The sequence below is a fragment of the Streptomyces alfalfae genome (assembly GCF_004127445.1).
GTDB classification, from domain to species: Bacteria; Actinomycetota; Actinomycetes; order Streptomycetales; family Streptomycetaceae; genus Streptomyces; species Streptomyces alfalfae.
Genome location: NZ_QEXM01000022.1, coordinates 134,477 through 147,962, shown reverse-complemented (window position 1 = coordinate 147,962; position 13,486 = coordinate 134,477). Strand labels below are relative to the sequence as shown.

General features: G+C 73.4%; 15 protein-coding genes. 7 read left to right on the top strand and 8 right to left on the bottom strand.

The annotated features are described in order from the left end of the window. Positions 1-12: 12 nt before the first annotated feature. Positions 13-357 (bottom strand): SsgA family sporulation/cell division regulator, encoded by a 345-nt coding sequence (locus tag DCW30_RS09000; protein WP_076685715.1) that lies wholly within the window; start codon positions 355-357, stop codon positions 13-15. A 75-nt stretch (positions 358-432) separates the two neighbouring features. On the opposite strand from DCW30_RS09000, the gene DCW30_RS37900 reads away from it, so the two are divergent. Both DCW30_RS37900 and DCW30_RS08995 read left to right on the top strand, forming a co-directional pair. Beyond that, positions 433-555, top strand: a complete 123-nt coding sequence (locus tag DCW30_RS37900; protein ID WP_257788603.1) for a hypothetical protein — start codon at positions 433-435, stop codon at positions 553-555. Then, positions 552-1,811 (top strand): serine hydrolase domain-containing protein, encoded by a 1,260-nt coding sequence (locus DCW30_RS08995; RefSeq protein ID WP_076689214.1) that lies wholly within the window; start codon positions 552-554, stop codon positions 1,809-1,811. The genes DCW30_RS37900 and DCW30_RS08995 overlap by 4 nt, the downstream gene beginning before the upstream one ends. On the opposite strand, the gene DCW30_RS08990 is transcribed toward DCW30_RS08995, so the two are convergent. Further along, a complete protein-coding gene (locus DCW30_RS08990; protein ID WP_076689216.1) occupies positions 1,747-2,040 on the bottom strand; it encodes a hypothetical protein in 294 nt (97 codons plus the stop codon). The two genes, DCW30_RS08995 and DCW30_RS08990, sit on opposite strands and share 65 nt — an antisense overlap. Positions 2,041-2,045: 5 nt before the next feature. Continuing rightward, positions 2,046-2,504 (bottom strand): hypothetical protein, encoded by a 459-nt coding sequence (locus DCW30_RS08985; RefSeq protein ID WP_076685716.1) that lies wholly within the window; start codon positions 2,502-2,504, stop codon positions 2,046-2,048. A 119-nt stretch (positions 2,505-2,623) separates the two neighbouring features. On the opposite strand from DCW30_RS08985, the gene DCW30_RS08980 reads away from it, so the two are divergent. Further along, complete coding sequence (locus DCW30_RS08980) at positions 2,624-2,971, top strand: PadR family transcriptional regulator (protein ID WP_062780975.1); 348 nt, start codon at positions 2,624-2,626, stop codon at positions 2,969-2,971. After that, positions 2,968-3,630: a permease prefix domain 1-containing protein gene (locus DCW30_RS08975; protein ID WP_076685717.1), complete on the top strand. Its 663-nt coding sequence runs from the start codon at positions 2,968-2,970 to the stop codon at positions 3,628-3,630. Before DCW30_RS08980 ends, DCW30_RS08975 begins: the two co-directional genes overlap by 4 nt. Positions 3,631-3,699: 69 nt before the next feature. On the opposite strand, the gene DCW30_RS08970 is transcribed toward DCW30_RS08975, so the two are convergent. The 5 genes from DCW30_RS08970 to DCW30_RS08950 form a co-directional block, all read right to left on the bottom strand. After that, entirely contained in the window at positions 3,700-4,551 is an 852-nt protein-coding gene (locus DCW30_RS08970; RefSeq protein ID WP_076685718.1) for a DMT family transporter, read from the bottom strand. Beyond that, positions 4,548-5,096 carry a YbaK/EbsC family protein gene (locus DCW30_RS08965; protein WP_076685719.1) on the bottom strand — a complete coding sequence of 183 codons (549 nt, stop codon included), beginning with the start codon at positions 5,094-5,096 and terminating at the stop codon, positions 4,548-4,550. Before DCW30_RS08965 ends, DCW30_RS08970 begins: the two co-directional genes overlap by 4 nt. Positions 5,097-5,171: 75 nt before the next feature. Continuing rightward, the gene (locus DCW30_RS08960; protein WP_076685720.1) at positions 5,172-6,884 is read right to left on the bottom strand and encodes a penicillin-binding transpeptidase domain-containing protein; all 1,713 of its coding nucleotides are present in this window, start codon (positions 6,882-6,884) and stop codon (positions 5,172-5,174) included. A gap of 122 nt (positions 6,885-7,006) precedes the next feature. Further along, positions 7,007-8,650 (bottom strand): penicillin-binding transpeptidase domain-containing protein, encoded by a 1,644-nt coding sequence (locus DCW30_RS08955; RefSeq protein WP_076685721.1) that lies wholly within the window; start codon positions 8,648-8,650, stop codon positions 7,007-7,009. A gap of 128 nt (positions 8,651-8,778) precedes the next feature. Further along, the gene (locus DCW30_RS08950) at positions 8,779-10,518 is read right to left on the bottom strand and encodes a dolichyl-phosphate-mannose--protein mannosyltransferase (protein WP_076685722.1); all 1,740 of its coding nucleotides are present in this window, start codon (positions 10,516-10,518) and stop codon (positions 8,779-8,781) included. A gap of 62 nt (positions 10,519-10,580) precedes the next feature. On the opposite strand from DCW30_RS08950, the gene rsmI reads away from it, so the two are divergent. The 3 genes from rsmI to DCW30_RS08935 all read left to right on the top strand — a co-directional run bounded on the left by rsmI (position 10,581) and on the right by DCW30_RS08935 (position 13,057). Then, positions 10,581-11,477 carry a 16S rRNA (cytidine(1402)-2'-O)-methyltransferase gene (rsmI, locus tag DCW30_RS08945; RefSeq protein WP_062780968.1) on the top strand — a complete coding sequence of 299 codons (897 nt, stop codon included), beginning with the start codon at positions 10,581-10,583 and terminating at the stop codon, positions 11,475-11,477. 196 nt (positions 11,478-11,673) lie between these two features. After that, complete coding sequence (locus DCW30_RS08940; RefSeq protein WP_076685723.1) at positions 11,674-12,093, top strand: hypothetical protein; 420 nt, start codon at positions 11,674-11,676, stop codon at positions 12,091-12,093. A gap of 88 nt (positions 12,094-12,181) precedes the next feature. After that, positions 12,182-13,057, top strand: coding sequence for a TatD family hydrolase (locus DCW30_RS08935; RefSeq protein ID WP_076685724.1), 876 nt, complete (start codon positions 12,182-12,184; stop codon positions 13,055-13,057). Positions 13,058-13,486: the final 429 nt, after the last annotated feature.

Sequence of the window (13,486 nt, the reverse complement as noted above, 5' to 3'; positions counted from 1 at the left end):
CGGCGCGGGCCCTCAGCGGGCGACCGGGGTGACGGCCGCGTAGGTGCGGCGCAGGAAGCGGATGAGCGCCGACGCGTCGAACTGGACGACCGTCACCCCGTCGCCCGCGCGGTGTTCCACGACCGTCTGGACCCGGCCACAGGGCCAGATGTGCACGTCACCGGCGGTGACGGGGGCCCGGAGGCCCTGTTCGAGCACCTGCCGGGCGAAGGTCCACTCGTGGCCGCCGGGGAGGCCGATCCGCACCGCGTGCGGGTCGGCCTCCGCGTCGTACCGCAGCAGGACGGGGACGGCGCGATGGCCCTCGGAGGAGTCCGTGACGAGATGGGCGCGTGTGTACTGCTCGACTGCGGACATCGCTGGGCTCCTCGACGGGGCGTTCCTCTGGCATGCTTTTTATTCTGTTTCCTCACCTAATGTCCCATATTTACGGTGAACCGCCTCGACGAGAGTGACGCGATCGCCGTCTACGGCTTCGATCCGAAGACGACGGGGGTGGAAGGGGAGGGAATCGGTGGTGCGGGGCGGCTGTTGCCCTGGACATGGATGACATGAGGGGCGGTACGGAACGGGTGCGCGGCGCGGAGGCGGTGAGCTCCCCGGGCGCGGGCGTGCACGGCACGGTGGGCGACGGGTTCGAACCGGTCAGGGACGCCTTCGTGCGCAACTTCGCCGACCGCGGGGAGCGCGGCGCCGCCGTCACGGTCTACCGCGACGGGCGCAAGGTCGTCGACCTGTGGGGCGGCGCGAAGGACGTCGACGGGGACCCGGCGGCCGGGGACGCCCCGTGGGAGCGCGGCACCGCGCAGATCATCCGCTCGGCGACCAAGGGCGTGGCGGCGGCCACGCTGCTCCTGCTGCACCAGCGCGGCGAACTCGACCTGGACGCCCCGGTCGCCGCCCACTGGCCGGAGTTCAAGGCGCGCGGCAAGGACCGCGCCCTGGTCCGGCACCTGCTCGCGCACCGCGCCGGAGTGCCCGCCCTCGACCACCCGCTGACCCCGGCCGAGGCATTGGACCCGGACCTCGCGGCGGCGGTGGTCGCGGCGCAGGCCCCGTTCTGGGAGCCGGGCGCCGACCACGGCTACCACGCCCAGACCTACAGCTGGCTCATCGGTGAGACGGTGCGGCGCGTGACCGGGCAGGCGGTGGGGGAGTGGATCGCGGCCGAGATCGCCCGGCCGCTCGGCCTCGACCTGTGGGTCGGGCTGCCGGACGCGGAGGCGGCGCGGGCCGGCCGGGTGGGCGGCATCGAACCGCCGGCCCCGGCGGGCGGCCTGCGGGTACGGCCGCGGCGGAACGTGGCGGAGGCGTACGCCGACCCGGACTCCCTGACCCGCCGCGCCTACGGGGCGGTCACCGCGGCCACCGGGAGCGGGGAGCTGACCCGCCCCGACGAGAACGACCCGGCCTACCGGGCGGCGGCCCTGCCGGGTGCCAACGGGATCGCCACGGCGGAGGGGCTCGCCCGCTTCTACGCCTCGCTGATCGGTGAAGTGGACGGGCGCGGGCGGCTGTTCACGCCGGAGACGGTCGAACTGGCCCGCGCCGAGGAGTCCGCGGGCCCCGACCGCGTCCTGGTCGTCCCCACCCGCTTCGGCCTCGGCTACATGCTGCACGGCGGCGCCTCCCCGCTCCTGGCCCCCGGGTCCTTCGGCCACCCCGGCAGCGGCGGCGCCCTCGGCTTCGCGGACCCGGAGTCGGGCCTCGCCTTCGGCTACGTCACCAACGGCATGGCCAAGGGGGTCACGGCCGATCCCCGTGCCCAGGCGCTGGTGCGGGCGCTGCGGACCGCCGCGGGCCGGGCCTGACCCGCCGCAGGACGAGCAGCCCGCCCACGCCCGGCACGAGGGAGAGCCACCGGGCGTTCGGCGCGACGTCCCGGAGCGTCCAGGTGGCCGCGATGGTGACCAGATAGGCGGTGCCGTGCAGCGGGCCGAGGGCCGCGGAGGCGGCCGGCGCGTGGACGGTCGCGAGGTTGAGCAGCAACAGGGCGAGCGAGGCGGTCTCGACGGCGGCGGCGGCGCGGAGCGTACGCATGGTGCTCACACCCCCGTCGTGGAGCCGGGCCGGACGATCATCAGCACGGTGACGGTCGCCCACAGCACGTTGAAGACCCCGGTGAGCATGGTCAGCCGGGAGGCCGTCGCGCGGGCGGCGCCGGTGTCCACGCCCGCGTCGAGCAGGAGCCGCTGGCCGGGCAGGATCGTCATGGCCAGCAGGCCCGCGGCGAGCGCGGTCAGGATCAGCGAGGTGATGAGCCAGGCGTCGCCGAGCACGCCCAGCTGGGCGGCGGTGGCGATCCCGAAGACGGGCACGGCGATGCCGGCCGTCGCGTAGCCGCGGCAGACGCGGTGCAGCAGCGCGGCGACCCCGGCGGCCCGGTCGCTTCGGCCGTCCAGCGCCTGGAGCGCGTAGCGCGGGAACATCGACGCGGCCACGGTGATCGACCCGACGGCGAGGATCGCCACGAGCACGTGGACGGACAGGAGCAGCTTGGTCACGGGGCCCTCCGGGCGGGACGTGCGCATGGGCGCATGGCGGAGGCACGAGATGCGCCGCCGCATATGTTGGCCACCAATACATACACTGCCTACGGGTGCGTTGTGTAGGCTGCCTACTCATGAAGGCGGATGCGGTGCGAGGGCACCTCGACGGACTGTTGCTGGCGGTGCTCGAACCCGGCCCGCTGCACGGCTACGCGATCATCGCGGCGGTGCAGCGCCGCAGCGGCGGCGCGCTCGAACTGCGCACGGGCACGATCTATCCGGCGTTGAACCGCCTGGAGCGGCTGGGCCTGCTGAGCAGCAGCTGGGAGTCGGCGGCGGGGGAGCGGCGGCGCCGGGCGTACGAACTCACCGACGCGGGGCGGGCGACGCTGGCCGGGGAGCGGGCGGCGTGGACGGAGTTCACGGCGGCGATCGGCGCGGTACTGAACCCGGGCCCGCAGCGGCCGGGGCTCGCCACATGAGCACGGCGACGCGGCGGCCCGACCCGGTCGAGGAGTACGTGAGCGAGCTGACGGCGGCGCTGCACGGCCCGGCGAAGGCCAAGTCCCGCCTGGTGGAGGAGATGCGGGGCGGCCTGCTCGACACGGCGGCGGCGCACGCCGAGGACGGTGCGAGCGAGGAGGAGGCGGCCCGCCTGGCGGTACGGGAGTTCGGCACGGTCGAGGCCCTGGCCCCCGCCTGCCAGCACGAACTGACCATCGCTCAGGCGCGGCACACCGCCCGCACGGTCGCGCTGACCGCGCCCTTCCTGCTCGCCTGCTGGCACCTGTCCCGCGCGGGCGACACCCCCTGGCAGGCGCTGGCGGCGCACCTGGCCCTGATCGCGACGGCGGCGGCGATGCTCGCCGCGGCGACCCTGGCGGCCACGGGCACCCTCGCCCGCCGCCTGCCCACCCCGCACCGCCTGCCGCTGGCGGTGGCCTGGGCGGGCACGACGGCGAGCGCGGCCATGGCGGTGGCGACCCTGTGCCTGACGGTCGCCGCGGCCCTCGCCACGAACTGGCCCCTCCTGGCGGCGGCGGGCATCCTGTCCGCGGCCACCCACGCGATCGTGGCGACCTCGGCCCGGGCATGCCGCCGCTGCGTCGGCCTGAACCTCACGAAGCCGGTACGCGGCTGACCCCGGGGCGGCTGCGCGGCGCCGCCCCGCCGGGCAGCGAAGCCGGGCCTGCCCCGCGCCGGGCGGCGGCTAGCCCGCGTGGAGCATCAAGCCGATGCCTGCCACCATCAGGCCCGCCGCCACCAGCCTCGGGGCCCCGAAGCGTTCCTTGAAGAAGATCGCGCCTATCGCCGCGCCGACGATGATCGAGGATTCCCGGAGGGCGGAGATCGGGGCCAGTTCCGCTCTGGTCTGGGCCCAGAGGACCAGGCCGTAGGCCGCCACCGAGAGCGCCGCGCCCAGGAGGCCCACCGCCGCGAACGGGCGGAGGCGGGGGAGCAGTTGGCCGCGCCAGCGCCACGCCGCGTACAGCGGGATCGCCAGGCCCTCCAGGATCATCAGCCACGCGATGTAGCCCATCGAGGAACCCGAGGCGCGGACGCCGAGGCCGTCCACCACCGTGTACGCGGCGATCGAGACGCCCGTGGCCAGGGCCGCGGTGAGCGCCGCCCAGTCGGGGCGGCGCCCCGAACCCCGTATGCCCCACAGCGCGAGGCCCGTCAGGCCCGCGCACGAGACCGCCACGCCCGCCGCCTGCCAGCCGTCCGGGATCTCGCCCGCGAAGACCGCCGCGAGGACGGTGACGACCAGCGGGGCCGTGCCCCGCGCGATGGGGTACGCCTGGCCGAAGTCGCCCAGCTTGAACGAGCGCATCAGCAGGGCGTAGTAGCCGACGTGCACGGCCGCCGAGAGGAGCAGGTACGGCCAGGCGCCGGCCGCCGGGAGCGGGACGAAGGGGGTGAGGAGGGCGCCGATCAGCAGACCGCCGCCGGAGATCAGCGTGAAGCCGACGAGCTTGTCGGTGATGTGGTGGGCTATCGCGTTCCAGCACGCGTGCGTCACGGCGGCCAGCAGCACCGCCGACGCCACGACGGGGGTCACTCGGACGTCTCGCGCACGTCCACCAGCGTGGCGCCCGCGTGGGCGATCAGCGCCTCGGGGGTGGTGGGGAAGACCGCGTACGGGGTGCCGGCGGCCGCCCACACCTCGTCGTGGGCGAGGAGCGAGCGGTCGGCGAGGACCCGTGTGCGGTTCACGTGGCCGAAGGGCGGCACGCCGCCGATCGTGTACCCCGTCGTCTCCTTGACCACGTCCGCCTTGGCCCGCGTGACCTTCTCCGCGCCCAGTTCCGCGCGGACGAGTTCCAGGTCGACGCGGGACGCGCCGTCCATCAGGACCAGGACCGGCATGCCGTCCGCCGCGAAGATCAGGGACTTGCAGATCTGGCTCAGCTCACAGCCGACGGCGGCCGCCGCCTCCTGGGCGGTACGCGTCCGCTCGGGGAAGCGGCGGACCCGGCCGAGCAGTTCGGCCAGGCCCAGTTCCCGCAGGGCGGCGGCGAAACGGGGGTGCGCCGCGGACTCGGCGGGCGCGGACGGCTCGACGGGGCCGCAGGACTCGGCCGGTTCAGGGGCAGTAGTGCTCATGCCCCCGCACGCTAGCCGTACGTGTACGGGCCACGCGACCTCGTATCCGCGGAGCGGACGCGGCGGTCCGCGCCCTCACTTCCCGGCCAGCAGCATCGCCCGCACCAGCGGCCCCGCCGAGTCGCCGCCGTGGCCGCCCTGCTGGACGACCGCCGCCGACGCCAGGTCGCCCCGGTACGCGGTGAACCAGCCGTTGGGCTTCTTCTGGCCGTCGACCTCCGCCGAGCCGGTCTTGGCGCCCGTGTCGGAGCCGAGGCCCGCCATCGGCTTGGCCGCCGTGCCGGCCACCGCCGTGTAGTGCATGAGCTCCCGCAGCCCCGAGAGCGTGGCGCCGGACATCTTGCGCGGCGCCGTCGCCAGCTCGCGGTCGTCGACGTCGGGCGAGACCAGGTAGGGCTGCTTGAAGGCGCCGGACTTCACCGTCGCCGCCACCGACGCCATGTTCAGCGGGTTCATCCGCACCCCGCCCTGCCCGATCAGCGAGGCGGCCATCTGGGCGTCGCTCTGCACCGGCACCGCGCCGTCGAAGGTCGGCACGCCGATCGACCAGTCGTCACGGCCGAGCCCGAAGACGTCCTGGGCCTGCCTGGTCAGGGAGTCGTTCTCCAGCTTCTCGGCCCGGCTGATGAACGCCGTGTTGCAGGAGCGCGCGAAGCTCGCCTTGAACGTGCCGTTCTTTATCTGGAACTTGTCGTCGTTCTGGAACTTCCAGCCCCCGTACGTCGAGTACTTGGGGCACGGGTGCTTCTTGTCGACCCCCGCGAGCTTCTTCTCCAGGAGCATCGACGCGCTGACCACCTTCATCGTGGAGCCGGGCGCGAGCGACCCCTGGAACGCCACGTTGAAACCCGCGGGGTCGGAGTTGGCGGCGGCCAGGATCTCGCCGGTGCTCGGCTTGACGACCACGACCGACGCCCGCTGCCGCTTGGCCGTCTCCCGCTCGGCCGCGGCCTGGAGCGAGGGGCTGAACGTGGTCTTCAGCGTGCCGGGAGTGCCGGGCGAGAGCGTCAGGAGCGTCTTGTCGGGCGTCGACTCAGCGTCGTCCTCCCCCGCCTTCGCCGAACCGGCCTCGGCGGACTTCTTCTCGTCCGCCCGCACCACCCGCAGCTCGACGCCCGCCTTGCCGCCCGCCTCCTTGCCGTACCGCTCCCGCAGCCCGTCGAGGACCGTGCCGAGCGAGGGGTACTCGGCCGCCGTCAGCTCGCCGCCCTCCCGGTCCACGGCCTTGATCGGCGGGTCGCCCGCCTCGCCCGTGACCAGGCGGTCGCCCTCCTTCAGCGCGGGGTGCACCACGGAGGGCCGCCAGCCGACCAGCGTCCTGCCGTCGCTCTTCCTGCGGACCACCGTCAGCTCGGACTCGTAGGCGAAGGGCTTGCTCCTGCCCTTGTACGCGACGGTGGCCGCCGCCTTGAACGGCACGTCGGCGCCCGACCGCTTGCCCGGGGTCAGCCTGGTGTCCGCGAAGTGCCCGTCCTCGCGGAACGAGGTCAGGGCCTTCTCGGCCGCCGCCCGGTCGTCCGTCAGCGCCGCCGCCCCGGCCACGTCCCCCTCGGCCCACGCCGCGAGGAACTCCCGGGCGGTCGTACGGACCTCCGCCGCTGTCGGCGGCCCCGTGGCCACCTGCTTCCCGTCGGCACCCGACCCGTCCGCCCCGCCGGAGAGCGCGAACGCCGCGGCCCCCACCCCGCACACGACGACGGCCGCCGCCCCGCCCAGCACGACGGGGTGCACTCTGCCGTTCTTGACGCCGACGCCCTTGCGCTCGCTGGCGCGCCTCCGCTTGCCCACAAACCCTCCGCTGTTCCCCGGAGCCCCCACCCCCGGCTCCTCGATCGAAGCCCACCTTAGAGGCGTACGGGGAAGCCCTTGACCACTTCACCGCCCGGCCGGACGACCTTCGGGCGGGCCCTCTACCCTGCGCGCAGGACGTCCGCGACGATCGGGCCCGCGGCGTCCCCGCCGTGGCCGCCGCGCTGTGTCATCGCCGCCGCGGCGACATCGCCCCGGTAGCCGGTGAACCAGCTGTCGGACTCCTGGCGGCCGTCCACCTCCGCCGAGCCCGTCTTCGCGCCGGTGTCCCCGCCGAGCGACGCCATGACGCGCGCCCCGGTGCCCCGCACCGCCGTGCGGCGCATCATCTGCCGCAGCTGGGCGGCCGTGGACGCCTCCAGCCCGTCCGCGGTGGCCAGTTCGCGGTCGTCGAGCGACCGCGGCACGATCACCGGCTGCCGGAACGTGCCGGTCCGCACCGTCGCCGTCACCGAGGCCAGGGCCAGCGGGCTCATCTGGACCTGGCCCTGGCCGATGGCGTTGGCCGCGCGGTCGGGGCCCGGCGACGGCGGCACGGAGCCCTCGAAGGACGGCAGACCGACCTTCCAGTCGCCCTTTCCGAGGCCGAACTTGCCCTGCGCCTCCTCGGTGAGGGAGGAGTCCGTGACGCCGTCCTCGTCGATGAGCTTCACGAACGCGGTGTTGCAGGAGCGCGCGAAGTCGTCGGCGAACGTGGCGGACTCGTCCGGCGCCATCCCCTTGAGGTTGTTGATCGTCTGGCTCTGCCAGGTCGCGCTGGTCGGGCACGGCGCGGCGCCGCCCGCCGAGGTGACGCCCTTGTCGATCAGCATCGCCGCCGTGACGATCTTCATCGTCGAGCCGGGCATCACCTTGGCCTCGAACGCCGCGTTGAAGGCGTCCTTGCGGTTGTTGGCGACCGCGAGCACCTCACCGGTGCTCGGCTTCACCGCCACCACGGACGACTCGTCGTACCGCAGGACCGCCCGCTCGGCCGCCTTCTGCACGCCCGCGCTCAGCGTCGTGCGCAGCTTGCCCGGCTTGCCCTCGGAGAGCGTGAGCAGCGTGCGGGGGGCTCCTCCGGAGCCCTCGCGCCGCACGTACAGCTCCCTGCCGGGGGTGCCGCCCGCCGTGTCCCCATACCGTCGCCGCAGCTCGTCGATGAGCGGGACGAGCGAGGGGTGGTCCTTCTCGCGCAGGACGACGCCCGCGCGGTCCACCGCCGTCACGGGCGGGGCGGGCGCCTCACCCGTGACCAGGGAGTCACCCTTCTCCAAGGAGGGGTGCACCACCGACGCCCGCCAGTCGACGAGGGCGCGCCCCGAGCTCTTCCCGCGCACCACGGTCAGCTCGGAGTCGTAGCCGAACCGCTTGCTCTCGCCCTTGTGCGACACCGTGGCCGACACGGCGAACGGGACCCGCGCGCCGGACGCCCGCTTCGGGGTGATCCGCACCTTCGTCAGGTGCGCGTCCTCGCGGTAGCCGGTCAGGGCGGTCACGGCCGTCGCGGAGTCGTTCGTGTACGTGGCGGCCTGCCGCGCGTCCCCCTCCGCCCACGCGGCGAGGAACTTCCGCGACGTCTCGCGGACCTCGGCGTCCGACGGCGGCCCCGTCCGCACCTCCGCGCCGCCCGCACCGCCCGCCCCCGCGGCGGAACCGCCGTCGTCGGAGAAACCGCTCACGAGGTGGAAGGCGCTGTACCCCGCACCCCCCACCATGACGGTGAAAACACCGCCGGCCAACGCCATCCTGACCCCTTTGCGCATGAATGCGCTCCCCTCCCCAGGAGCCTCTCCGAAAGGTGTTCGGAAAGGTCATACGCGCCCGACCTTATGGGGCGGGGGAGAAACACGGGCCGGCCGTTATCCGAAGGTGTCCGTTTCGAGTCGCGCGGTCAGACCCATGTGTCGAGCCACATCCGCGACCGCCAGGAGTCGATGGGAATGGCGGTACCCGTGTAGATCGGCCAGAAATAGATGAAATTCCAGAAGATCAGCAGGACGAGGACGCCCGAGGCGGCGGCTCCCACGAGCCGGCGCCGCTCGGTCGAACCCGGCGGGCCGAGGACCGCGCCGATCAGCATCGCGAGCGCCAGGCAGAGGAACGGCACGAAGACGACCGCGTAGAAGAAGAAGATCGTCCGCTCCTGGTAGAAGAACCAGGGCAGATAGCCCGCCAGCACCCCGCACAGGATCGCGCCGGCCCGCCAGTCGCGCCGGAACGCCCACCGCCACAGGACGTAGAGCAGCGCGAAGGCCGCCGCCCACCACAGCAGCGGCGTGCCGAGCGCCAGGACCTCGCGGGCGCACTTCTCCGCGGTGTCCGCCGGGCAGCCGTCGCGGCCCGGCGCCGGCGACTCGTAGAAGTACGAGACCGGCCTGCCGTCGACGATCCAGCTCCAGGGGTTGGACTGGTAGGTGTGCGGCGACGAGAGGCCCACGTGGAACTCGTACACCGCGTGCTCGTAGTGCCACAGGCTGCGCACCCAGTCCGGCAGCCACGTCCAGTCCCCGCCCCGGCCCGCCGTCGCCGCCCAGTCGCGGTAGTAGCCGCCCGAGCCGTCCGTCGGCGAGAGGATCCAGCCGAGCCACGACACGACGTACGTGGCGAGGGCCACCGGCACCGTCGACACGAACGCCGGGAGCACGTCCCGCCGCAGGACCGCGCGGTAGGGCCGCACCGCCCCGGCGACACGGCGCGCCCCGACGTCCCAGAAGACCGTCATCAGGCAGAGGAAGACCATCACGTACAGGCCGTTCCACTTGGTCCCGAAGGCCAGGCCCAGGCAGAGTCCCGCCGCCCACCGCCACGGCCGCCACCCGAGGCGCAGCGTCTGCGCGACGTGCATGTCCGGGCGCACGGTCCCGTCCTCGTCGACCGGCAGCGCGGCGGCGAGCCGCGCCCTCGCCCGGTCGCGGTCGATCAGGAGGCACCCGAAGGCGGCCAGCACGAAGAACATCAGGACCTGGTCGAGCAGCGCGGTCCGCGACATCACGAAGTGCAGGCCGTCCACCGCGAGCAGCGCGCCCGCGAGGCACCCGAGGAACGTGGAGCGGAACAGGCGCCGCCCGATCCGGCACAGCATCAGCACGGACAGGGTGCCGAGCACCGCCGTCATGAACCGCCAGCCGAACGGGTCGAAGCCGAACAGCCACTCACCGGCCCCGATCACGTACTTGCCGACCGGCGGATGCACCACGTACGCCGCGTCGTGCGGAATGGCGAGGTCGCCGCCCTGCCGCAGCACGTCGTCGTTGATCTTCTCCGGCCAGTTGACCTCGAAGCCGCGGTGGATGAGCGCCCAGGCGTCCTTCGCGTAGTACGTCTCGTCGAATATCACGGCCTTCGGGCTGCCGAGGTTCCAGAACCGCATCACCCCGGCCACCAGCGTGACCAGCAGCGGCCCCAGCCAGGCCGAGCAGCGCACCAGCTTGTCCGCACCGGCCTCGGACACCCCGAGCGTCATCCACAGCCGGGGGCCCGGCTCGGTGTACGGGGGCACGAGCCGCGCCCCGACGTCCTCGCGGGGCCGCGCCACGTGCCCGAATCGGCGCAGCCGCCGCTGCCACGAGAGCTGCTGCTCCTCGGGCTGCTGGCCCTCGCGGGTGTCCGGGGAAGACGCGGTACTGGTCACCGCGCCATCGTAGGGAACCCGACTGTGCGAGTCCCGCTCGCAGGCCCTGCGAGGATGGATCCGTGACAGGAAGCGCAGATTCCCCCGGAACCCTCGTACTGGCGGGCACGCCCATCGGCGACGTCGCCGACGCCCCGCCGCGCCTCGCCGCCGAACTGGAGGCGGCCGACGTCGTCGCCGCCGAGGACACCCGGCGGCTGCGCCGGCTCACCCAGGCGCTCGGCGCGCAGGTCGGCGGGCGCGTCGTGTCGTACTTCGAGGGCAACGAGTCGGCGCGCACGCCCGAACTCGTCGAGGCCCTCGCGGGCGGCGCGCGGGTGCTCCTGGTGACGGACGCCGGCATGCCCTCGGTCTCCGACCCCGGCTACCGCCTGGTCGCGGCGGCCGTGGAGCGCGACATCCGGGTGACGGCCGTCCCTGGCCCCTCGGCGGTGCTCACCGCGCTCGCCCTCTCCGGCCTGCCGGTCGACCGCTTCTGCTTCGAGGGCTTCCTGCCGCGCAAGGCCGGTGAACGGCTCGCGCGCCTGAAGGAGGTCGCCGACGACCGCAGGACGCTGGTCTACTTCGAGGCCCCGCACCGCATCGACGACACGCTCGCCGCGATGGCCGAGGCGTTCGGCGAGGACCGCAGGGCCGCCGTCTGCCGCGAGCTGACCAAGACGTACGAAGAGGTCAAGCGGGGCCCGCTGAAGGAACTCGCCGAGTGGGCCGCCGACGGAGTGCGCGGCGAGATCACCGTCGTCGTCGAGGGCGCCCCGGAGAAGAGCGCCGCCGAACTCGGCCCCGACGAGCTGGTGCGCAGGGTGCGCGTGCGCGAGGAGGCGGGGGAGCGGCGCAAGGAGGCGATCGCCGCCGTCGCCGCCGAGGCGGGCCTTCCCAAGCGGGAGGTCTTTGATGCCGTCGTGGCAGCAAAGAACGCGGATCGGAGCGGCCCATCGGAGGGCAAAGGACTATCGTGAAAGGCAAAGCGTGAGCCGCGCACCGGCCTTTTCCGCCATGGAATAGTTAAATCGGCTCCAATGCTCGACAGGCCTGATGCGCCGGTTCGGGGAAAAGCGTCCACTGGGTGAAGGGACGCACCCGTTCCCAGGCTGCCGGGCCCAGGCCGGTCCCGCGCCCGGCAGTGCTTGTCCCACGGGCAAGAGGAGCACTGGCATGAGTGAGATCGCAGAATCCGGCCACCCCGCCACGGCGCTCGACGTCGGGCACGAGTCATACGCCTTCGCCTGTATGCGCTGCGGTCACGGCTGGGAGCAGTCGTACGAGATCGAGCACCATGTGGACGGCAAGGGCCAGCAGTTCGTGAGGTATCTGGCGGACGGGCGGCACGTGCCCTCGCCGCTGTCCCGTCCGACGTGCCTGAACTGCGGCGGCCATGTCGTACGGATCATGCGGGCGGGGCAGGTGTCCTCGGTGCTCGACTGCATGCGGCGGCAGCGGGAGGGTGGGGCCTCCGCGGCCGGATCGGCCTCCGCGGTCGAGCCGGCCGGAGCCTCGGCCGCCGAGGGGCGGGAGCGTCATCAGTGGCACGTGTCGGGACTGCTGCATCCCTTCGCGCACCGGAAGGGGCGGTGAGCGGTCCGTGAGCCCCGCTGGCGGGGGTTCGTCGGCCGCCCGCAAGCCGTCCGCTCCGGGGCGGGGGACGGCTTCGTAGGATCGAGGCATGCCTTCGAAGAACGCCGACGTGCCGCCGCCTCTGCCCGCACCGCTCCGGGTGGCGGTCGCCGACTCCCACACCCACCTCGACATGCAGGCCGGCACGGTGGAGGAGGGCCTCGCCAAGGCCGCGTCGGTCGGGGTCACCACGGTCGTCCAGGTGGGCTGCGACGTACGGGGCTCGCAGTGGGCGGCGCGGACCGCCGCCGAGCACGAGAGCGTGCACGCCGCCGTTGCCCTCCATCCCAACGAGGCGCCCCGCATCGTGCTCGGCGACCCCGACGGCTGGTCCCGGCAGGGCGCGCGCGAGGCGGGCGGTGACGCCGCGCTCGACGAGGCCCTCGCCGAGATCGACCGGCTCGCCTCGCTGCCGCACGTCAAGGGCGTCGGCGAGACCGGCCTGGACCACTTCCGCACCGGCCCCGAGGGCATGGCCGCACAGGAGCGGTCCTTCCGCGCGCACATCGAGATCGCCAAGCGGCACGGCAAGGCCCTCGTCATCCACGACCGCGAGGCGCACGAGGACGTCCTCCGGGTCCTGAAGGAGGAGGGCGCCCCGGAGCGCACCGTCTTCCACTGCTACTCCGGTGACGCCGCGATGGCCCAGGTCTGCGCCGAGCACGGCTACTTCATGTCCTTCGCGGGCAACGTCACGTTCAAGAACGCGCAGGGGCTGCGGGACGCCCTGGCCGTCGCCCCGCTGGAACTCGTCCTCGTGGAGACCGACGCGCCCTTCCTGACACCCGCGCCGTACCGCGGACGGCCCAACGCGCCGTATCTCGTTCCGGTCACCCTGCGCGCGATGGCCAAGACGCGGGGCATCGACGAGGACGCCATGGCCGCGGCCGTCTCGGCGAACACGGCGCGCGCCTTCGGCTACTGACGCGCGGCGGCCGGCCCGGCCGTTCCGTGACTCTGGGTGCCGATGCGACTTTGGAGAGTCACGGTCGCTCCGCTAGGTTCTGTGCGCCCGGCCCGGACCTCTGGAGCGCCATCGTGAGCCATTCGCCGTACGAGACGTATGACGTGACGCCGTATGACGTGACGCCTCGCGCTCGTGCGTCGTCGCCTTGTGAACCCTGGTCCCGTGAGCCCTGGCCCCAAGAATCCTGGTCCCGTGAGCCTTGGTCTCAGCAGTCTTGGTCCCGTGAGCCCCGGTTTCAGGAGTCTTGGGCCCGTGAGCCTTGGTTTCAGGAGTCTTGGTCCCAGGAGTCTGTGTTCCGTGAGCCCTGGTCCCAGGAGTCTTGGTCTCATGAGCCTTCGGCGTATGGACCTCGGGCGTATGAGTCCGGGGCGTACGGGGCGTCTTGTG